The 19706-nt window shown below is 47.4% G+C and carries 18 protein-coding genes; 5 read left to right on the plus strand and 13 right to left on the minus strand.

The genetic code is table 11. The features are described from left to right. Window positions 1–19 precede the first annotated feature (19 nt). The 3 genes from M4D81_RS14290 to M4D81_RS14300 form a co-directional block, all read right to left on the minus strand. Entirely contained in the window at window positions 20–1027 is a 1008-nt protein-coding gene (locus M4D81_RS14290) for a C45 family autoproteolytic acyltransferase/hydrolase (protein ID WP_260066979.1), read from the minus strand. A 129-nt stretch (window positions 1028–1156) separates the two neighbouring features. After that, window positions 1157–1639, minus strand: coding sequence for an SRPBCC family protein (locus M4D81_RS14295; RefSeq protein WP_260066980.1), 483 nt, complete (start codon window positions 1637–1639; stop codon window positions 1157–1159). Window positions 1640–1703: 64 nt separating this feature from the next. Further along, complete coding sequence (locus M4D81_RS14300; protein ID WP_260066981.1) at window positions 1704–2021, minus strand: ArsR/SmtB family transcription factor; 318 nt, start codon at window positions 2019–2021, stop codon at window positions 1704–1706. 118 nt (window positions 2022–2139) lie between these two features. On the opposite strand from M4D81_RS14300, the gene M4D81_RS14305 reads away from it, so the two are divergent. The 4 genes from M4D81_RS14305 (at window position 2140) to M4D81_RS14320 (ending at window position 10127) form a co-directional block, all read left to right on the plus strand. Next, the gene (locus tag M4D81_RS14305; protein ID WP_260066982.1) at window positions 2140–2973 is read left to right on the plus strand and encodes an AraC family transcriptional regulator; all 834 of its coding nucleotides are present in this window, start codon (window positions 2140–2142) and stop codon (window positions 2971–2973) included. A gap of 82 nt (window positions 2974–3055) precedes the next feature. Next, window positions 3056–4021 carry a proline dehydrogenase family protein gene (locus tag M4D81_RS14310; protein WP_260066983.1) on the plus strand — a complete coding sequence of 322 codons (966 nt, stop codon included), beginning with the start codon at window positions 3056–3058 and terminating at the stop codon, window positions 4019–4021. A 173-nt stretch (window positions 4022–4194) separates the two neighbouring features. Continuing rightward, the gene (locus M4D81_RS14315) at window positions 4195–8046 is read left to right on the plus strand and encodes a copper amine oxidase N-terminal domain-containing protein (RefSeq protein WP_260066984.1); all 3852 of its coding nucleotides are present in this window, start codon (window positions 4195–4197) and stop codon (window positions 8044–8046) included. A 368-nt stretch (window positions 8047–8414) separates the two neighbouring features. Next, a complete protein-coding gene (locus M4D81_RS14320) occupies window positions 8415–10127 on the plus strand; it encodes a cellulase family glycosylhydrolase (protein ID WP_260066985.1) in 1713 nt (570 codons plus the stop codon). Window positions 10128–10306: 179 nt separating this feature from the next. Here the strand turns inward: M4D81_RS14320 and M4D81_RS14325 are convergent, their stop codons facing one another. The 8 genes from M4D81_RS14325 to erm form a co-directional block, all read right to left on the minus strand. Further along, window positions 10307–12235: a PAS domain S-box protein gene (locus tag M4D81_RS14325; protein ID WP_071223569.1), complete on the minus strand. Its 1929-nt coding sequence runs from the start codon at window positions 12233–12235 to the stop codon at window positions 10307–10309. 152 nt (window positions 12236–12387) lie between these two features. Further along, a complete protein-coding gene (locus M4D81_RS14330) occupies window positions 12388–13128 on the minus strand; it encodes an SDR family oxidoreductase (RefSeq protein WP_071223570.1) in 741 nt (246 codons plus the stop codon). Beyond that, a complete protein-coding gene (locus M4D81_RS14335; protein ID WP_083397762.1) occupies window positions 13115–13522 on the minus strand; it encodes a MerR family transcriptional regulator in 408 nt (135 codons plus the stop codon). The genes M4D81_RS14330 and M4D81_RS14335 overlap by 14 nt, the downstream gene beginning before the upstream one ends. 61 nt (window positions 13523–13583) lie before the next feature. Next, window positions 13584–14609 carry a phosphotransferase family protein gene (locus M4D81_RS14340; protein WP_260067128.1) on the minus strand — a complete coding sequence of 342 codons (1026 nt, stop codon included), beginning with the start codon at window positions 14607–14609 and terminating at the stop codon, window positions 13584–13586. A 68-nt stretch (window positions 14610–14677) separates the two neighbouring features. Continuing rightward, window positions 14678–15355, minus strand: coding sequence for a CPBP family intramembrane glutamic endopeptidase (locus tag M4D81_RS14345; protein ID WP_260066986.1), 678 nt, complete (start codon window positions 15353–15355; stop codon window positions 14678–14680). A gap of 141 nt (window positions 15356–15496) precedes the next feature. Beyond that, on the minus strand, window positions 15497–15817 hold the full coding sequence (locus tag M4D81_RS14350; protein WP_071223573.1) for a thioredoxin family protein: 321 nt from the start codon (window positions 15815–15817) through the stop codon (window positions 15497–15499). Further along, a complete protein-coding gene (locus M4D81_RS14355; protein ID WP_113058575.1) occupies window positions 15814–16191 on the minus strand; it encodes a MerR family transcriptional regulator in 378 nt (125 codons plus the stop codon). The genes M4D81_RS14350 and M4D81_RS14355 overlap by 4 nt, the downstream gene beginning before the upstream one ends. Window positions 16192–16318: 127 nt before the next feature. Next, the gene (gene erm / locus M4D81_RS14360; RefSeq protein ID WP_260066987.1) at window positions 16319–17185 is read right to left on the minus strand and encodes a 23S ribosomal RNA methyltransferase Erm; all 867 of its coding nucleotides are present in this window, start codon (window positions 17183–17185) and stop codon (window positions 16319–16321) included. Window positions 17186–17530: 345 nt separating this feature from the next. On the opposite strand from erm, the gene M4D81_RS14365 reads away from it, so the two are divergent. Beyond that, complete coding sequence (locus M4D81_RS14365) at window positions 17531–17959, plus strand: GNAT family N-acetyltransferase (RefSeq protein WP_260066988.1); 429 nt, start codon at window positions 17531–17533, stop codon at window positions 17957–17959. 64 nt (window positions 17960–18023) lie between these two features. Here M4D81_RS14365 and M4D81_RS14370 read toward each other — a convergent pair whose 3' ends face one another. Next, a complete protein-coding gene (locus M4D81_RS14370) occupies window positions 18024–18728 on the minus strand; it encodes a DNA alkylation repair protein (protein WP_260066989.1) in 705 nt (234 codons plus the stop codon). A 204-nt stretch (window positions 18729–18932) separates the two neighbouring features. Next, on the minus strand, window positions 18933–19508 hold the full coding sequence (locus tag M4D81_RS14375; RefSeq protein WP_260066990.1) for a 50S ribosomal protein L25: 576 nt from the start codon (window positions 19506–19508) through the stop codon (window positions 18933–18935). Window positions 19509–19706: the final 198 nt, after the last annotated feature.

Here is a 19706-nt window from a genome sequence, read left to right on the forward strand (position 1 = left end):
TTCTCTGATAGATTTATTGTCAATCGATATGCCCAGTCAGTGTCGCTTCCTGAAGATCCTTGCCCTCGACCCAATCCCTGAACGAAAAATCGAGCACGTCACCCTGAGCAAGCGAAGTCATGACTCTTCCTTCTTCGAAGGCGTACGAAAAGGTATGCAGCGTTCCGAACATATCGTCGTAATCCGTAAAAAAAATCGGGGACTTTCGATCCTTAAACAAACCGAAAGCCTCGGTTTGGGATAATCGTTCAGCATCCAGGCTATCGATATAACCTTTACGCCGGAGGGAATGCTCGATCGAAGGCCTGTTTTTGCCCGTCAACGTTTCATAATGGTTAACGCAGGCGATTGCCGCCTCCCCGCCCGCACGGGGAATCACTTGATCCGGACTCGCTTCCACAACGGCCATGTTCCCTCGTGCATCCCCTATCGAAAAGTTATAACAAGCCGCATGGGGAATATGGCGCAGCATATAAGACGCTTCTTCTACAGTACCGCAAGATTCTAATATCATCCGAACACCGACCCATGGCGACAGGCCCGCCTCGTATCCGTCAAAGCTGACATAATGCAGCCCGGCGGCAAGCCCTTGTTCATTCACCCCGTCATGCCTGCCTATTGCCTGCAAATTATAGCCTGCACTCGCTAAGCCTTGATCGGCTTGAGCCACAGTAAAATAACCATCGTAAAACGCAGGCGTAAAGTCGTAATTTCTTACGTAATACGAAGCCGTGATCATCGCCGAGCATCCCATGGCCGCGATTTTCGGGACGTCATATCCGCCGAGAAGCGCCGCGGCTTTGGAAAAAGGCATTTCCAAGCCTTCCGCCAGCCCTTCAAGCTCCGATAACAGCTGCGGGGCAAACTCATTATAAATGCTCTTCAGTTGTTCCGTGTCGATCTCCGGTTTGGTGACCGCTTCGAAAGCTTTTAATATCGGTTGATTTCGCAGACGGCGACCCAGCTTAAGCCCGTTATGATAGTTATCTTCTCTAAGCTGCAAGATGTGTACCGTGTAATCCGGCATTTTAACCCCTCCACCCAAGCGGTTTCCATATGGGAATATATCCCTAACCCGATTATAGATGCAATTCATCCATCTTCCAATAAAAAAGCTCCGACCCGGCATGTTTACATGCTGGGTCAGAGCAGATTGTTATGCACGCGGCAATTGTTTAAATACTTGAACGTATTGCTCGTATTTTTCGGACCAGGCGTCCTTGCGCGATTCAAGCGTTCTGCCATCCAGCAGTGCTTCAATGACGTCCAGACATACGTCCCAACCGGCAATATCCTTCGGTGTATGATCCGTAATTTTCGTTATCGTCTCGATCAGTACCAGACGACAGCCTTCGGCCTCGGGATGCAGCTCAAAACGCACCCGGTCCTCTCCCCACGTATACTCCAATACCGAAAACTCCCGATAGTCCGTAATTTCAAATTCTTCGAACGTTCCATCCTGCATATCAAATGTAATTCTTCCGCCTTGGCGCAAATCTTCCACCTTCAGCTCCGAGAACCACTGTGTGAGCTTGTCATTATCCGTCAGATAGGACCACACCTTCTCAACCGAATGCTTCAGGCGGCGTTCAAATCGGACGGTCGTTCCGAACTCGTCTTGCTGTACTACTGCCAGCATTTTTCATCCTCCTTAGGAATGTTTATTCAAAAATGAATCTTCCAATCAAACTATATTAGGATGTTTAAGGAGATTCATCCTCATCCAGCAGCCTCTCCAGATCATCCAGCTTATTCGTCCAGAACTGCCGGTAAGGCTCCAGCCAGTGGTGGATTTCCTCCAGAGGCTTGGCATTCAGACTGTACACATGCCATTGTGCCTCTTTCCGCACCGAGACAAGACCGGCTTCACGCAAAATGCGCAAATGCTTGGATACGCCTGGTTGGCTAAGCTGTATGAGATCTACAATCTCGCCCACCGTGCACTCTTTCACGCGCAGGTAGTCCAATATTGCCCTCCGGTTCGGTTCTGCCAACACTTCAAAAAGGTTATCGTTCAACATGTTTATTATATTACTTTATAGTTATATTTCTGTAAAGTTATATACAAATATGGACGCGATCTTTGAACAAACATAACGCCTTCCTTATAATGAATCTATTGATGTTTGAAGGAAAGGAATGACGGAAATGACCGATATTATATTTTTGCGTGACCCTGACCTGCCGTTTCTCGAAATCAAAGAATGCGATACTATAGACAATCTTTCTTATAAAAAGCATTTTCACGAAGAAATTTCCATTGGCCTCATTGAAAAGGGAGCCACCCGCGTATGGTCGGCCGGGAAACGGTTTGAGGCTGCCCAGGGGCATATTGTGCATTTTCCGCCGCTGCTACCTCATGCCTGTCATCCCGAGAATCCTGCAAACTGGAAGTACACGATGATGTTTGTCCATCCCCGGTGGCTCGGTCAAACCTCTTCGGACTATAATTCCAATTTCCATCAAGCCCATATGCCCATCCTGCATCCGAAATATCAAAACGAACGATCCCGGCATCTGATTCATTCCTGCAGGACACTGCTTCAGCAAAATGCCACCCCCCTCGAAGTGGAGTCCATGCTTATGGCATTAATGAGGGAGACGGGTCTCCTTCAAGAGGAAGCCGCTTTGGTTTCTAGCGGCAGCGTTCATCAATCCCCGGCTATTCTGCGAGTGAAGCAGTATTTGGATCGTCATTATAAAGATCGCATTACACTCGATACCCTGCAGGACATCTCCGGGATCAGCAAATTCCACCTGATCCGTATGTTTGCAGAATCCTATCATCTAGCTCCCCACGCTTATCAGAATTTATTGCGCATCAATTACGCCAAAGAGCAGTTACTGCAAGGAAAAGCCATAGCCGACGTTGCTTCAGAGGCCGGATTTTACGATCAGAGCCATTTCACAAGAGCTTTTGCCGGGTGCGTAGGGACAACGCCGCTTCGGTATGCAAAAGCAGTGACATCTTAAACAAACCGCAATTTTATACAAGACCCCCTCGCCTAAGCGTTGATAGAATCACGGAAGATCTTAATCATGCGAGGTGTTTAACTTGAACGATTCATTATCGGAACTGGCTTTTGCTGACGCTTTGAAGTCTCTTGCCCGTAACCTACAACTCAAACAGTACGTCCAGCAATCCACCGAATGGTATCCGATCCTGCTGCGTGCAGCAGAGCGTTTTGTCACGGGCGACGTGTTGGAACAAGGCTTGTCATGCCGGGACGCCCTGGACGCCAAAGGTTATCACACTTCGCTGGAGTATATCGGGGAGAACACGCTGACCGAAGCGGAATGCACGCAGGCTTTCCTGGAGTTCTCCCGGTTAATTGAGGCCTGTGCCAAAGACAGGCCGGGAACCCGAATATCACTCGACCTGTCCCATATCGGATTATCGGTAGACGAGGATTTGGCATACCGGCATCTTCTCGGACTGGCTGGCCAAGCCGAGGAAGCCAGATTGGAGCTGGTCATCAGCATGGAGGAATCCGCCAAAACGGATGCCATCCTTAAACTGCACAGAAAAATCTCGGCCCAATTCACGAATGTCGGTATTACTTTGCAAGCGCAGCTCCCGAGAACGATGGAAGATTTCGAAAGAATTCTTTCCGACAGCTCCGGTACGATCCGCATCGTGAAAGGCGCTTATCAGGAACTAGAGGGGCACTATATTCCCCGTTCCGAGATGCTGACTTCAAGGTATATTCAACTGGTCGATTTATGCATTCAAGCAGGCAGGCCCGTATCGGTCGCCACCCATGATGAAACGATCCTTCGGCATATCACAAGCAACGAAACGTATCGCGTATCCGCCGTCGAGCTTGAGATGCTGTATGGCATACGCCCGGACCTTTCCAGACAAATGAAAGATGACGGCTTCCCTATTCGGATTTATCTGACTTACGGTGAGGAATGGTTTCTGTACCTGTGCCACCGGATCGCCGAGCACCCGCCGAATATATATGATGCAGTGACCCGGTCGATCCTGGGCGGCACCGATACAATTAAACAATATTGATCAACATCAGCAGGGGAGAAACGGCAGAAACACGCTGTTTCTTTCTTTTTTATGACCAGGTACTAAAAAATATTTTCGGATTGCCGATGTTATAGTTGAAACTTTATTCTAGGCCAATGCGTCATATTGTAGAGGAAAATAATAACAAAGCTAAATTTCAGGAGGTTGAGTGTGTGAAAAGAATATGGACTGCCTTGCTAGCAGCTATACTGTTAATCCCCATGACATTCCAATCGCAGGTACAGGCGGCAGTGAACATCAGCGTCTTGATTGACGGCGTCAAGCTGTATACGCCTCAAGCGCCTGTCATGATCCAAGGACGCGTTATGCTTCCGATGAGATCCATCTTCGAAGCCTTGGATGCATCGGTCAAATGGAATCAAAAAACGAAAACCGTCACAGCGACCAAGGATGGCACAACCGTCATTCTAAAAATCAACTCCAAAACGGCCACCATCAATAACAAGACGGTCGCGCTGGATGTTCCGGCAAAAAACTTAAAAGGCAATACCATGGTGCCGGTACGCTTCGTAAGTGAAGCCCTTGGCCAAAAAATCGGCTGGAATTCCAAAACGAAAACGGTCACCGTCAAAACAACAAACAATTCAGGCGGCGGCGGAAATAATACCGGTATCGTGCCGGTGAATTATGTGACGCTTCGGGACATCGGCAATGCCGGAGACGGCCGCGATCTGCAGGTCAGCTTCTCCAAATCATCCACCGAGGCTTTAATTTCGCATTACCGTGTGATGATTGTAAAGCAGTCCAAGACGTTAAACCAATCCGAGGCACAGCGCGTGTCCTCGGCAGCTTACACAACGGTGTACCCATCCGGCTCGGATCCAACTCTGACCCTCACGTCGGGCTCAAGAGATGTGGATAATGATCTGATCCGCGATAACCAGGCTTATAAAGCCTACGTATTGGCAGTCAGCAAAACAGGCGGCACGTATGCCCTTTCCTCGGCTTCGCCGTCGTTGACGCTGACCAACACCAATTCAGTAAATGGAGCAACCAACGTGAAAGCAAGCGATGTGAGCGACTACGGCGATGGCCGTGATCTGCAGGTCAGCTTCACGCGTGCTCAGAATGAGAGCAATGTAACCAACTATCGTGTGTTTGCGGTAAAAACGAAGGATGCTGCCAAGTTTAATCTGGCGGCTGCCAAATCCGTTCAAAGCCAAAATTACACGACGGTAAGCAAAACCAGCACGACGAATACATCGTTGTCCACGACGCTGAGTTCTTCCGCTCGTGATACGTCAGGCGAGCTTATCCGCAGCGGAGTCGCTTACACCGTGTTTGTCCAGTCTGTGAGCAGCAATGAGAACGTGCTTGCAAGCAACCTGTCTTCAGGTTCGTCTTCCATCACCCTCAGCACGGGAACCGCAACGGTTCCATCCATTACGCAGGTGACAGATATCAGCGATTATGGTGATGGCCGTGATCTTCGCGTGAGCTTTAACAAGGTATCCAACGAATCCAACATTCACTCTTATCGTGTGTTTGTCGTAAAGGACAGCAATTATAACAGCTTCAACTTAAGTAAAGCGAATACGGCCTCCAGCTACAACTACTATACAAATGTCAACAAAACCGGCAATAACATCAACAATTTGACGCTGGCATCGGGTGCCAGAGATGTGGATGGAGCAACGATTCGCAACGGCGTGTACTATCGCGTATTCGTTATGGCCGTAGACAAAAATAACAACAACAATAACGTTCTGTCCGCCCCATCAAGTTCCATCATATTGAGTTCCAGCTCCAATGTGGGCGGGGTTACCAATCTATCCGTCTCGGACGTGAATAACTACAACGATGGACGCGATTTGCAGGTATCATTCAACCAGCCGTCCGATCGTTCGAACATCAACTACTACCAGGTATTCGTTGTAAAATCATCTGATAGTTATTTTGATCTGTATAGAGCCACTAACTTAAACAACAGCTATTATTACACTCAAATCAATAAAAACAACAGCAGCAACTACATTACTCAAACCCTGAATTCCAGCAGCCGAGATATCGATGGGGAGCTGATTCGCAATGGTATCAGCTATCGCGTATATGTCCTGTCCGTAGGATACTCGAGCAATAACAATGCATTATCCAATTACTCATCGATTACGCTTGGAAACAACAATCAGGGCAATGTAAACCCTGTTTCCACGCCAACCTTGTCCATTATCGGAAATAATGGTAACGGAAGTGACCTGAGAGTCTCCTTCAATCCCGCTAATGGCGAAAACTTCATCGATCATTACCGGATTCTTATTGTGAAGTCATCCAAGAGCCTGAGCGTGTCGCAAGCTTATGACAACGGGAATTACACTACGGTTACCAAAACCGGCAGAACCATCACTCGGGATTTAGCAAACACGACCCGGGATAGCGACGGGGATCTCATTCAAAGAGGTTCAAGCTACCGCGTGTATGTCTTGTCGGTAGGCTACTCTAATTACGGCAGAGCACTTTCATCAGTCTCTAATGCGGTTACGATTCAAGGCGTGACGGAGGTTGGGAAAGCTATGCGTGTAGAGGCAACAGATATGGGTAATGAAGGCAACGGAAGCGATCTGAAAGTAACTTTCTCCGCTGCCAATGGAGAGAATAATATCGATCACTATCGTATTTATGTAGTCAAATCATCCAAGGATCTGTCATTATCCCAAGCACAATCAAACAGTTATCACACTAAAGTGTCTAAAGCGAACACGTATTCTAAAGTTCTAGACGCTAAAGCTAAAGACACAGATGGTGATTTCATTCGGAATGATCAAGGCTATCGCGTGTATGTCTTATCGGTAAGCAACAATTCCTCAAGATACAGTGATGCCCTATCCGCTCCATCAGACGAAATCAAGCTGCAGGGAGTACGCCGGGTAGAAGCAGCCTATAATGTTCGAGCGAGTGATGATGGTGATAAAGGTAACGCTAGTGATCTGAAAGTATCCTTCGATAAAGCTTCGAGTGAACAATACATTAGTCAATACCGAATCATTGTTGTAAAGGAATCTGATGTTAGTAAGTTTAATGTAAATGTTGCTAATAAACTCAACAATGATAGTTACTTTATTGTCAAACCTGGTGCTAACCAGAACAGCTATAATATACCAGCTGGCACCCTGGATGCATTCGGAGGCGAGATTGGTAACCAGCAAAAATACCTTGTGTTTATTTTATCTGTAAGCAACAACAACAATATTGAAAACGCACTTTCAGATCAATCCAATCCAGTACCATTGGAAAACAAAACAGCGCTGGAGATTCCATCCACTGTGAAGGCAGAAATTGCAAGTGGAAGTAGTAATGGTAATGCCAGTGATGTTGCTGTCAAGTTCACGGGAACAACTACAGGGATTAAGGAATATCGAATTATGGTTGTTCCTTCAGGTAAAGACTTGAGCTTAACAGATGCTGAAGCAATAACGAATCGCGATCAATACACTGTAGTTCCCCCTAAAAAAGGCGAAGTAGAGGAAACATTAACCAACTTGAAAGACGTGAACGATGTTGCCATTTCGGGGGGTAAGGAGTATAAAGCTTATATTCTAGTCGTTGCGAATGGAACAACGCACAAATCGAACGCCCTATCTCCACCATCCGGAAATTTCACTATACCCACCCCATTCCAAGCTTCGGCCGTTAAAGCCAGCTTGAAAGACGGGAAGCTTCAAGTTGAATTCACGAAAGCGATCAACGAGGCAAGCATGGATAGTTATCGGCTGTTGTTTGTGGCAAAAACAGATATCGAAGATTTCAATCTTCAAAAAGCAACAGAAGCCGTTGCCGAAGAGGAAACAAATGTTGCAATTAAACCAAGTGGCGTTAATATTTCAAAACTAATCGATATCCCAACGGTAGATGCTTTAAACCAGACTATTAAGACTGATACGGAGTACGCCGTCTATGTTTTTTCAAAGCTAAAAGATCAAATAAATGTGCAGACAGCTACACTGCTCTCTAAACCATCTACACTCTTTAAATTACCGACTGGAACTTCTGCTACAAAAACACCTTAAATTAGCGATCTATTTTTAAGAGGTTTCCAATCGAACTATTAGTCCCATAAAGAGCTGTTCCTCCGGTCAAATTTGACCATGGGGAACAGCTCTTTTTTCATCCCTTTCTCCACCAAGCCCCATTCTGGATCTACCTGTATCTTATAACTAATTTTCACATGATTTTATGACGAATTGTCCGGGTACTTCCAAATGGGAAAATATGATAATTTATAAATTAGAAAGCGCTTTCAACACACACTTGGAGGTGAACGCCTGCTCTAAATCCTTTCGTGACAACTAGAACCTCAACACCCGACAGATACCTCACACGAAGTCACTCTAGTTAAAACGTCGATTTACAACTTTCATTACAAAAGGAGCTGCTAATGATAAACCTGAATAAGAAATCCCTATGTTCCTTGGCACTTATCGCTATTCTGGTCCTTTCACTATTCCCATCCTTTGCATCCGCTGCGAAAAACGAACATTCAAGATCTCCAAAGAAAAATCCCCAAGCCTACGTCCATGATATGCAGCCCGGCTGGAACCTTGGCAATTCGCTGGACGCCGTGGGGGCAGACGAAACAGCATGGGGGAATCCGCGCATCACCAAAGCTTTGATCAACCAAATCGCGGCACAGGGATATAAGAGCATCCGCATTCCGGTAACCTGGAACAATCATATCGGCAGCGGGCCGAACTATACCATCGACGCCGCTTACATGGACCGGGTACAGGAGGTTGTCGATTGGGCGCTTAAAGCCGATCTGTATGTCATGATTAATGTCCATCACGATTCTTGGCTATGGATCAGCCATATGGAGAACAATCGCAATGAGGTCGTTGCCAAGTACAACGCCGTGTGGACTCAAGTTGCCCATCGCTTCCGGAACCATTCCAACAAACTGATGTTTGAAAGCGTCAATGAACCTCGTTTCTCGGATGGCGGGACCACCGATGAGAAGAAAGCATTTCAGATGCTGGATGAACTTCATGTTTCATTCCATCAGATCGTCCGCGGCTCTGGAGCACGCAACGCAACCCGGCCGCTTGTGCTATCTACCCTGGAGGCCTCTCCAACCCAGGAGAGAATGAACGAACTATATAACACCATGACGAAGCTGAATGACTCCAATCTCATTGCGACGGTCCATTATTATGGATTTTGGCCGTTCAGTGTGAACATCGCGGGTTATACCCGTTTTGAGACGGATACCCGGAACGATATCAATCAAACATTCAACAATGTGTATAATACCTTTATCGCTAGAGGGATTCCCGTCATCCTGGGTGAATATGGACTGCTTGGGTTCGATCAGAGCACGGGAGTCATTGAGCAGGGGGAGAAACTGAAGTTCTTCGAGTATCTAACCTATTATCTCAAAGAGAAGAACATTACCCATATGCTATGGGACAATGGCCAACACTTTAAGCGAACCGCTTTTACCTGGTCCGATCCGGAGCTGTACAACATCATGAAGGTGGGTTGGAGCGGTCGTTCTTCCACGGCTGACACCGATCTGGTCTTCGTAAAAAAAGGAGCGGCCATCCAGAATAAGAGCATACCTTTGAACTTAAACGGCCACACGTTAACCGAAGTTCGCACAAACGGACAACTGCTAGTTGCCGGGCAGGATTATACGCTTAACGGAAATGCGATTACGTTTACATCCAGCCTGCTGTCCAGACTGACTTCATCCGGCCAATTCGGCGTGAACGCTGTATTGACGGCCAAATTCAACCGCGGTGCGGACTGGAATTTCAGGGTCATCTTCCATGATAAGCCCGAGCTTCGCAACACGCAGGGTACAACCGATTCGTTCAGCATTCCAACGACATTCAACGGAGATCAGCTAGCCACGATGGAGGCGGTATACGCGACGGGAGGCAATGCAGGACCGCAGGACTGGACCTCCTTCAAAGAGTTTGAATATACGTTTTCCCCTTCCTACTCGACCGGTGAAATCAAGCTCAAGCCTACCTTTTTTAATGAGGTCAGAGACGGAGAAGTGATCCTCAAGTTCCATTTCTGGAGCGGTGAGGTCATCACCTACAATCTTACGAAAAGCGGAAGCAGCGTAACCGGTAACGCCTCTTAGGACTCCTTATATAACATTAACGGCCTGTCGGGAACCTTCCCGCAGGCCGTTTTCCATTCACTACGGCTGCATCTCTCATACACGCGACGGCAGATGAGCAACTGCAAACTGGATGCGATGTGGTTCCTATAATTAGATTGAACAAAAGCTCAAGTGAGATCACCTGAGCTTTCATCTGTTTAGGCTTGAGACATATCTCGCTCAGCCAGAAACTTATCGATAATACCCGAGATCACATTCATGCTGACAGGCTTGCTTACATACTCATCCATGCCCATCCCTAAATATTTCTCGCGATCGCCCTTGATCGCATGGGCCGTAACTGCCACGATAAAGGGCTGTTTTTCGGATGATGCCGATTCTTTAATGAGCCGGAACGCTTCTGTTCCATCCATGAAGGGCATCGAAATGTCCATGAACACGATGTCATACGAATAACGCTCGAAGGCTTCAACCGCCTCGAGTCCATTCTGGACGGTGGTCGAATGGTATCCCAGCTTCTCAATCATTTTCTTGAGGACTAACTGATTCACCTCATTATCCTCGGCAATCAAAATTTTCAGATCGTTTCCTGAGGAGTGATTCTCGTGAACGGCCCCATTTTCCTGTTGATTGACATCATTCGACTTAAACGAAAAATCAACCGTAAACGTAAAGACTGACCCCGGTTGGTTCTGGTTCTTCTCGTACCAGATATCTCCGCCCATCAACTGAACGAGTTTTTTGCAGATCGCCAGCCCCAGTCCCGTTCCTTCCACCTGGCGGGTCATATAGTGGTCCACTTGATAAAAGGGTTCAAATAACTGCGCAACCTTCTCACTCGGCACGCCAATGCCCGTATCCATAACGGAGAATTGGATAAGGGCCGAGTTCCCCTGGTCCTCGACACACTGCACAGAGATGGAGACGGCGCCATTAGGCGTAAATTTAATCGCATTATTAAGCAGATTCATTAAGATCTGCCTTAGCTTTGTCACATCCCCATACACTTGATTCGGCACGTCAGAAGCTACAGAGGTAGTCACCTCAATATTTTTCTCCAGCGCCTTCGGAAGAATCAGGTTCAATGTCTCGGACAAAGCCGTTCTTAGATTAAATGTTTCCTTCACCAGCTCCGTTCTGCCCGATTCGATTTTTGAAAAGTCCAAAATATCATTGATGATGTTCAGAAGGGTTGTCCCGCTTTTCTTAATGATCTGTACATAGTCCCGCTGCTCGTCATCCAGCTCTGTCTCAAGTATCAAGTCCGTCATCCCGATAACACCATTCATCGGCGTACGGATCTCATGGCTCATCATCGCCAGAAACTCGCTCTTGGCTTTATTTGTCTTCTCGGCTGCTTCCTTCTCGATGATGAGCCTCTTCTGCTCTGTCATATCCTTGGCAATAATGTAAAAACCCACATTCTTGTTATAAATGACAATGGGTGCAAGCGTAGCGAGCACTTCAACCGTGTGTCCATTTTTGTGATGGATAACGTTTATAGCTTTCTCGACAGCAACATAATCCGCTAAAGGAGAAAGTATACGAGCAAGATGACGTTCACCGATCAAATTTGAAATGCGGGTTCCAATTAATTCCGGAATTTTAAAACCGGTCAGCTGCTCTGCCATCTGGTTCCCATTAATGATCCTTCCCTCCAGATTGAAGGAAATGATCGCATCATGGTTATACTTCTTCAGCGAGGTGTAGCGTTCAATGCTCTCCTGGAGCCTTTGCTCGGCAATCTTGCTGTTGGTAATATCAACAATTTGCGAAATGAAAAACAAAGGAGATTGATCCTTTTCGTCACGAACCAGAGAAACATGCATCGATGCCCAGATGCCACGGCCGTCTCTATGTACGAATTGTTTTTCCACCGCAATGGTTGAGGACGTCTCATCCAAGGATTGAAACAGCTTATCTTTATTGTTAATGCAATCAGAATAAATATAATCGGTTGCCGGCTGTGCCATCAATTCTTCTTCCGTCAAGCCAAACATTTTGCAAGCCGCAGGATTTACGCTGATCCAATTTCCTTCTATCGTAACCAGGGCAATGCCAATTGGAGCACTTTTGTAGACATGTTCAAACAAAGCCTGATGGCCAAAAATGTTGATCCCACTCATACTCTGCACCTCCTGATACCGATTATTATACATCAGCATCTTCGAAATGGGTCTTTTTCAGAGTATTTTATATTGCTAATCATTAGCAGCGTCATCCATCGGTAAACCAAACAATAGACGTCATCCCTTGCATAGCAAAAATCCCCACCACATCACCAAGCGATTCGCTGCCGCTCTCGAAAATACTCCCCGCTCGGTCCATCCTCCTCCATCGTCGCCAGCCAAACAGCCGTATCAGCCCCTTCGGCAACGGTTAACGGAGCATCCTCACCGCCCATATCGGTCTGAACCCGGCCAGGGCAAACCGCGTTTATCTTTATGCCGGCACCGGCTACCTCCTGCGAGACGAGGCAGGTTAACGCATTCAGCATCGTTTTGGAGATACGGTAAGCCGAGGATGACCCTTTTAAACCGTAACCATCCTGCATGATTTCGAAAGCGCCAAGACCGGAAGAGATGTTTACGATACGCCCGTAATGATGCTTCTTCATCAAAGGGATCGCCGCCTGCGTCATACGCAAAGCACCAAAAAAATTCGTCTCCAGCGTTTGGCGCACGACCGACTCCTCTACATCCAGCACAGAAACCCCTCGGTCCAAAATAACCCCGGCATTGTTCACCAACACGTCGAGACGGCCGTAGTCTGACTGTATTCGCTCCATCATCCGTGCCACATCGTTGATTTCGTGGACATCCGCCACCTGCAGCTTGACATCGAGCCGGGCCGCAAGCAATTCCTGGACAGCTAACCTCCCCTTCCCTTCGTCCCGGGATGTAATGATCACCTGAAGCCCTTTGGCAGCAAGCTGCCTTGCAATCTCTTTTCCAATTCCGCGGTTGCCCCCCGTCACGACAGCAACTCGCTTCACAACCTGTCCGTCAACCTTGTTCATTACGCCGATCCCCCTTGTCCAAAATAGCTTCCCATGCCTTAATGTTCTTCTGCAAATGGATTTCCGCCTGCTTCAGCAGCTCGATCTGCAGCTGGATATCATCCAGCTTCCGCTTACCTACCTCAATCGCATTCGGGAGACATTCGATTTTGGGCTGCTCATCAAACGCACATTGGAAAAAACTCATAATCTCCTTCACCGTCAATCCCAGGCTAAAGTACATCTGGATCAGCCGAACCCGCTCGATATCCGTCTCCCTATATTCACGGTAGCCATTATTCTGACGGTCCGGAGACAATAGTTCCTTCTCCTCGTAATAACGCAAGGAACGCAAACTTACGCCCGTTTTACGTGACAACTCACTAATATGCACACGCAGCAGCTCCTTTTTCATTCGGTTAACCGCATTGTAAACCATCACATCATGTGAAGGTCAATCCGGAATTCCACAAGCATCATGCAATCCACGATCTCAAGTAGTCCATGGCATAAACATAATCTTTTGCCCAGTCGGAAAAAGCAAGCTGCGGATCCCACGTAACTGCACCCATCGCTTTGGCACATCCCCAATCCAATATACGCTGATGGAGCATATGCACTCTAAATCGATCAACAAAGCCTTCCTTAATGGCAGAACCCTGCAAGTACATCTGTACAAAATGCCTAGCTGCTTCCTGTTCCTCGAAATCCCAATACATAATCACCATCTTGGGCAAATCCGCAACTCCATCCCCAAAGTATCCGGTCGTAAAATCAAAAATGCCGCTGATTCGCCACGCCTGACAAACGGTATCATAGTCTACCAGCATATTCTCTGCCTTGAAATCCCCCATAACAAAAGTGGGAGAGCAATGCTTATCGAACTCATCCGCCGAGGCACGCAGCACCTCTTCAACCCATTCCGTATCGGCTGGAGTGATCTGGGAATATTGCTTGGCATCCTGCAACCAGTACCGAATCCGATGGTAGAGCCACTCTTTATAAGATCCCTCAAACGGGCGGATCTTTTGTGTTTGCGGATCAAGCTCGCCATACTGATCCACTATCCAGCCGTGCATTTCATTTAAAATGCTGGCTGCTGAAGAGGCAATATCTATTCGATCCGTTGCGTCAAGCCTTGCTCTACATCGTGGATTATTCATATGTACGCCATGAAGACAGGGCATGATCGCGTAGCTCCAGCCGAAAATATCACCAGACTCATCCAGCAAATATGGGACGGACAGGGGGAGTGATGTATGTTCTTGCAAATAGTCCGTATAAAATTTCTCTTCAGCGAACTGCCCTGCATAAAGGGGATTTCCCTTCAATACATAGCTTCCTTTGCTCGAGTGAATGAACAACGTCTGATTTCCTACTCCCTTAGACGTTTTCTCAGCAGAAATGAGGTTCCCTAGATTGTGTCTGTCCAGCATGGTTTGAAGCTGCTCATCCGTTACATGACCGATGGGGTTAGTTGAGAAAAAGATCTCTGTTGTCAGTTAAAACGCCTCCTTAAAATTTCCCGCCGCCTTGCCGGCATACTCTTATCAGCAAAAAAAACCTATCATCAGATGATCCCAAACAGCATAAATCCGATGGTGTTAATGGCAAGATTGGCAAACATATGGACCATCCAGGATGCGTAAATATTGCCGCTGCGCTCATTCAACCAGTTAAACAGTAGGCCCGCGACAACCAGACCGGCGATTAACAAGAGGAATAGCCCTACCGAGAACCAACTGGACATCATCGCAATATGATACACGGCAAAGGCCCCTGCACTGAATAGATAAGCAAACCGTCGTCCGACCTGCTCCTTCAGTGTGAAAAAAGCAAAACCGCGGAAAAAGAACTCCTCCAGCAGTGAATTCGCAATCGATATGTAAAGGGCTACAAACACAAAATTGCCCGCGTTTACCCCCAAGTTCTCCTGTAAGGCTCCTGTTACGTTGGTGAAATCAAATAAAGGACTCAACAAAAAATATCCGCCGAGTATGATCGTGAATACGCCGAATCCCAGCAGCAAGGACATCAGAAGGCCTTTTCTCCCGAAGGTGAACAGCCTCCGAAAGGGTACCCCGCCGGCGATCATGGCGTAACCAATCGGTAATGACAGAAAAAGGATGATCTTGATGGCGGATTTAACAGCATAATCCGGACGGATCACCGCATCTACCAAGCTCATGGCAAGACAGCTTAGTACGATGATAGTCAGAAGAGATATGATTTTCCTTCTTGATCTCATGAAAGTATCTCCTTCGGCAGCGTATTACGGTTGCTGTATAAGAATTCGATACACGGCGCATAATGCCTTCTACCTCCATAGAAAACGCCTCTGTGTCATTAAACAACAGAGGCGTTTTCGCTTAATCATCCATATTCGATTTTATGATACATAACGGCCTAGCGCGGCTTGGTACACACTCTTAGGCCGAAGTCCAATCAGTTTGTCTGCCGGTTCTCCGTTATGAAACACGATCACCGTCGGCATGGACATAATACCGAATTGAGCGGCAAGCTCCGGGGATTCGTCACAATCCACCTGATAGACCTCCAGGCGACCCGCTTCTTCCTGGCTCAGCTCTTCCAGAATGGGAAGCAGCACTTTGCACGGCGGACACCATTTGGCTCCAAATTCAACCAGCGTGACTCCATTCTGTTTAATCGCGCCTTGAAAGCTGGCTGCATCTATTCGTGGTAAACTCATTTGCATTCCTCCGCTTCTTCCGATTCTCGTTCCTCCAGAATCGATTGCATGCGTTCCTCCAGATTCATCTTGATATGGTTCAGCTGGTGGATTTGCGCATCGATCTCTGCAATTTTTTGACGAAAAATCGGGAACACTTCCGCGCAGAACGCCTCTTTATTTTTCAAGACGCAATGCAGGAAACCGGCGATCTGCTCGGTGGACAATCCCAGATTCAAATATAACTGGATGGTACGCACCTGTTCTTCTGCGAGAATCGAATACTCCCGGTACCCGTTCTCGCTGCGAACCGGCATAAGCAATCCTTGCTGTTCGTAGTATCGAAGCGAACGGATGCTGACGCCGGTACGGGCTGCAAGTTCTCCGATTTTCATGCTTTTTCGCCTCCTGGATGAACGATTCGATTTCATTGTAAACCCTGACACTAGTGTCAGGGTCAAGCGAATTCTGCGAATATTTTATAAATGATCGTATTAGAAACGACAATATCCCCATGGAATGTTATTCTCTTTTTTTGAATTTCCCTTTAGAGCTAGCAGATAATTTGGGCCAACGGTTCGACGGCACATGCTGGAGCATCGTATGGAATACAGTCCCCCACTGCTCTTCGTTCAGCCTCCCGATGGGGAGCTCCCGATCCACCCCCAGCATTCGGACCAGCTTCGTAATCTGAGGAGGCGTGAACACGCCCGCCAGAGACGCGAATAACGGCAGCCTCGGGTCCCGCAATCCATAGGCTGCCAGTGCTCTAAACTTCGGTTGATGCTGCGTGGCAATGAGCGGCTTTTTCCTCCGGTTGATGGCTAGAATAGCGGAATCCACTTTGGGAGGCGGCGCAAAATGTTGAGGCGATACGGTCCGCACGAGCCGCATGTCATAATGCATCCTCCAGCTTAAGATACGCGGATCTTGAACCGGAACTGCCGTAAAACGTTTGGCTGCCCCCTTCTCCACAAGCAGCACGGCTCGCTGCAGCGGCACGCCGGGATGATCCAGCAGCTTCGCCATGATCGCTGTGGTGATCGAATACGGAATATTCGCCACGACGGCAAACGGACTTTTCGGAAGAGGAACCTCCAGGAAATCAGACGGCTTAATGCGAATGTTGCTGCCATCTTTTATCTTGCTGAACAGTTTATCAATAAACGCCGGATCTGTCTCGATCGCGAGCACTTGTGCCGCCTTCTCTGCCAGCGGAAAGGTTAATGCCCCTGTCCCCGCTCCGATATCGAGCACGATGTCGGTGGATCGGATCCGGGCCAAATTGATCATCTCATGAATCAGCCGTTTGCTGATTAATAAATGCTGAGCGGAAAAGTTAGACGGTTTCTTCAACTTTTTCCGACTATTTTTATTATGTTTAAACACAAAAAAGCACCTCATTCATTCGTATAGTAATGAAAAAGGCACAGCACAAATAATCCTTCGCATTTTTACATGAAAATGGACGGATTTAGATGTTCTGTACCTTCATTAACGAATACGTATGAATGCGATGCAACACATGTAAGGACAATCCTCCCTTAGATGAAGCGGATCAAATAACAACCACAGTATAGCATAGGCATCCCGTTGCCTCACGGGTACATTCTTTTAAAAAGATTTTTTACCGCCGATCCACCTAAAGGCTATGATATCTTGAGAAGGATAGGAATAAACCGATTTCGTATCCTCACATACCACAGATGTGGCATACCAGAAGGAGCAAACCTTATGCAAATTTATTTTACTAATGAAACTGCAGAATCAAACAGCGCCGACATAAATTACGTAAGGAACCAAATGATTAAGTATAATCTCATGCACTTCCCAGACGACTTAAAGGGACGTTATCAGGAAGTAAACCTATTGTTGAGGAATGCGGACGGTCAGATTTTAGGCGGAATTGTGGGTGAAATATGCTGGAACTGGCTGGAAATCCACTACTTGTTCGTGGACGAACCTTTCCGTAAATCAGGGTACGGCACCAAGCTGTTAAACGAGGTGGAAAAAATAGCGAAAGAGAAACAATGCGAGTTCGTTAAATTGGATACATTGAGCTTCCAAGCCTTGGATTTTTACATCAAGCAGAGGTATGAGGTATATGGCCGGATCGAGAATGCCGGACGGCATACGCATTACTATATGAAAAAGGATATTTAAAAGAAGGCAGCAAAACACCGCCTTCTTTAGGTCTTCCATCAAATCTGTCGATTAAAAACATGGTTTAACATCTCACATACTTGCGTTTAAAACCTAGTTTCCCTCTCTCGACTTCTTTCCTAATATTTTCGGTAGCGTTCAGGAACTTGCTCTTATTGTCCCGCTTCATTTCTACAGGTCCTACGGCTTTTGCGGTCTCAACCGCCTTATCATGAAGCGGCAAATAGGATATGGCTGCGGTGTACATGAAATTATTCATTGCGGATTTCGTTCGATCCGGAGACTCGTGAATGGTTTTTTCCACCAGTTCGAGCATGGCCGAGATTTTGCTCTCCGGGAACTCACGATCCGGTCTGCTGCCGAGCAGCCAGCAGTAACAGCTCCACCCCGCCGACATTCTGAGCTCTTCGCCGCTTGCGATCCATTGATCGGCAACGTCTTGCGCAATATCTGCCTCTGCCAACGTAACGGCAACCACATAATCGGACAGCATATAAAAATAGGCCGCATCCATCCAGCGATTATAATCCGCTGCCGTCATGGCTTTAGGGTCTGCAATGATGCCGGCAAAGTACATGGCGTCGTAGTTCCCGGTGGCATAAAGCTGCTCAGCCAGAGGCTGATTGATTTTAATTTTCTTGGCCATCGGCTTCATGGCGCCTGTCGCCACGCCAAAGAGCGGTTCACGCGCCCCATTGGACAGGTACATTTTCTTGAGCCGTTCCTTGCCTAGCGCTTCAAGCTCCGCCATAACGGATTCTGCATTCATGGTTTGACACTTCCTTCATTGGCTTAGTATGCAGCTGCCGAATAAGCGGCAGGCCGCAGTTCACATGACTTGAGTGTACAATAATAATGACGGCCAAGCCTAGTCTCACTTGATGGAAAGTTCCGGATTCTGTTCAAGTTTTACGCAAAAAACCGGCGATCGCTTCCCGATGGAGTATCGGGAAGTAATCGCCGGCAGCAGAAGTTACATAGCCTCCGGTTGCTCCGACTGGACTTTCGGTGTCACCACCGACACGAGCAGTTCGTTTGCCGAAGAGATCGGCACGACCCCGTCGGGCAGTTTAAGATCTCCGACGTGTAAGGAATTCCCGATATCCAGTCCGCTGATATCAACTGGAATGATGGCCGGAATACGGTCAGGGAAAGACTCAATCTCGATGAACGTGCTTTGAATTTGGACGACGCCTCCAAGTTTGGCTCCCTTGGCGGTGCCGATGTAATCAAGATTTACTCTCGTCCGAACAACTTCATTTATATTGATGCACAAAAAGTCGACATGAATGTATTCACGAGTAATTGGATCACGCTGAACGGACTCCAGCAAAACCGGGAGCGGCTCCCGATCGTCAAAACGAAGCTCAAGGATTCCTCCTTTGCCATTCCTTGCCCATTTGCCGAATTCTTTGGCGGACAGTTGAATCATCATATTGTTTTCCCCTGTGCCAAATACAACCGCCGGAATTCGCCCCGAAAGACGAAGCTGCTTAAGTCCAGTTTTGTTCATCGCGGCGCGCATTTCTGCTCGTAAATTTACTCTCATCTCAACAACACTCCTCAGATTATCGTTATTTGGGTGCACTCTCCATCGATCGTCCATAATGAACTACGGATTTCTCCCCCCGTAGCGGGGAAATCAGGAGCACCATTGCATCACCTCCAGATAGACATTTAATGTAAAACGGCTATAAATATGCGAGAAGGCACCTCGTCCCAAGGGAACGAAATGCCTAATTACTTG

Origin of the sequence: Paenibacillus sp. p3-SID867 (genome assembly GCF_025142895.1) — a bacterium.
Taxonomy (GTDB): Bacteria; Bacillota; Bacilli; order Paenibacillales; family Paenibacillaceae; genus Paenibacillus_AQ.

What these genes read in the sequence shown, in the direction of transcription:
- M4D81_RS14290 (WP_260066979.1), bottom strand. Translation starts at nt 1,027, where the DNA reads ATGCCGGATTACACGGTACACATCTTGCAGCTTAGAGAAGATAACTAT.
- M4D81_RS14295 (WP_260066980.1), bottom strand. Translation starts at nt 1,639, where the DNA reads ATGCTGGCAGTAGTACAGCAAGACGAGTTCGGAACGACCGTCCGATTT.
- M4D81_RS14300 (WP_260066981.1), bottom strand. Translation starts at nt 2,021, where the DNA reads ATGTTGAACGATAACCTTTTTGAAGTGTTGGCAGAACCGAACCGGAGG.
- M4D81_RS14305 (WP_260066982.1), top strand. Translation starts at nt 2,140, where the DNA reads ATGACGGAAATGACCGATATTATATTTTTGCGTGACCCTGACCTGCCG.
- M4D81_RS14320 (WP_260066985.1), top strand. Translation starts at nt 8,415, where the DNA reads ATGATAAACCTGAATAAGAAATCCCTATGTTCCTTGGCACTTATCGCT.
- M4D81_RS14325 (WP_071223569.1), bottom strand. Translation starts at nt 12,235, where the DNA reads ATGAGTGGGATCAACATTTTTGGCCATCAGGCTTTGTTTGAACATGTC.
- M4D81_RS14330 (WP_071223570.1), bottom strand. Translation starts at nt 13,128, where the DNA reads ATGAACAAGGTTGACGGACAGGTTGTGAAGCGAGTTGCTGTCGTGACG.
- M4D81_RS14335 (WP_083397762.1), bottom strand. Translation starts at nt 13,522, where the DNA reads ATGAAAAAGGAGCTGCTGCGTGTGCATATTAGTGAGTTGTCACGTAAA.
- M4D81_RS14345 (WP_260066986.1), bottom strand. Translation starts at nt 15,355, where the DNA reads ATGAGATCAAGAAGGAAAATCATATCTCTTCTGACTATCATCGTACTA.
- M4D81_RS14350 (WP_071223573.1), bottom strand. Translation starts at nt 15,817, where the DNA reads ATGAGTTTACCACGAATAGATGCAGCCAGCTTTCAAGGCGCGATTAAA.
- M4D81_RS14355 (WP_113058575.1), bottom strand. Translation starts at nt 16,191, where the DNA reads ATGAAAATCGGAGAACTTGCAGCCCGTACCGGCGTCAGCATCCGTTCG.
- M4D81_RS14365 (WP_260066988.1), top strand. Translation starts at nt 17,531, where the DNA reads ATGCAAATTTATTTTACTAATGAAACTGCAGAATCAAACAGCGCCGAC.
- M4D81_RS14370 (WP_260066989.1), bottom strand. Translation starts at nt 18,728, where the DNA reads ATGAATGCAGAATCCGTTATGGCGGAGCTTGAAGCGCTAGGCAAGGAA.
- M4D81_RS14375 (WP_260066990.1), bottom strand. Translation starts at nt 19,508, where the DNA reads ATGAGAGTAAATTTACGAGCAGAAATGCGCGCCGCGATGAACAAAACT.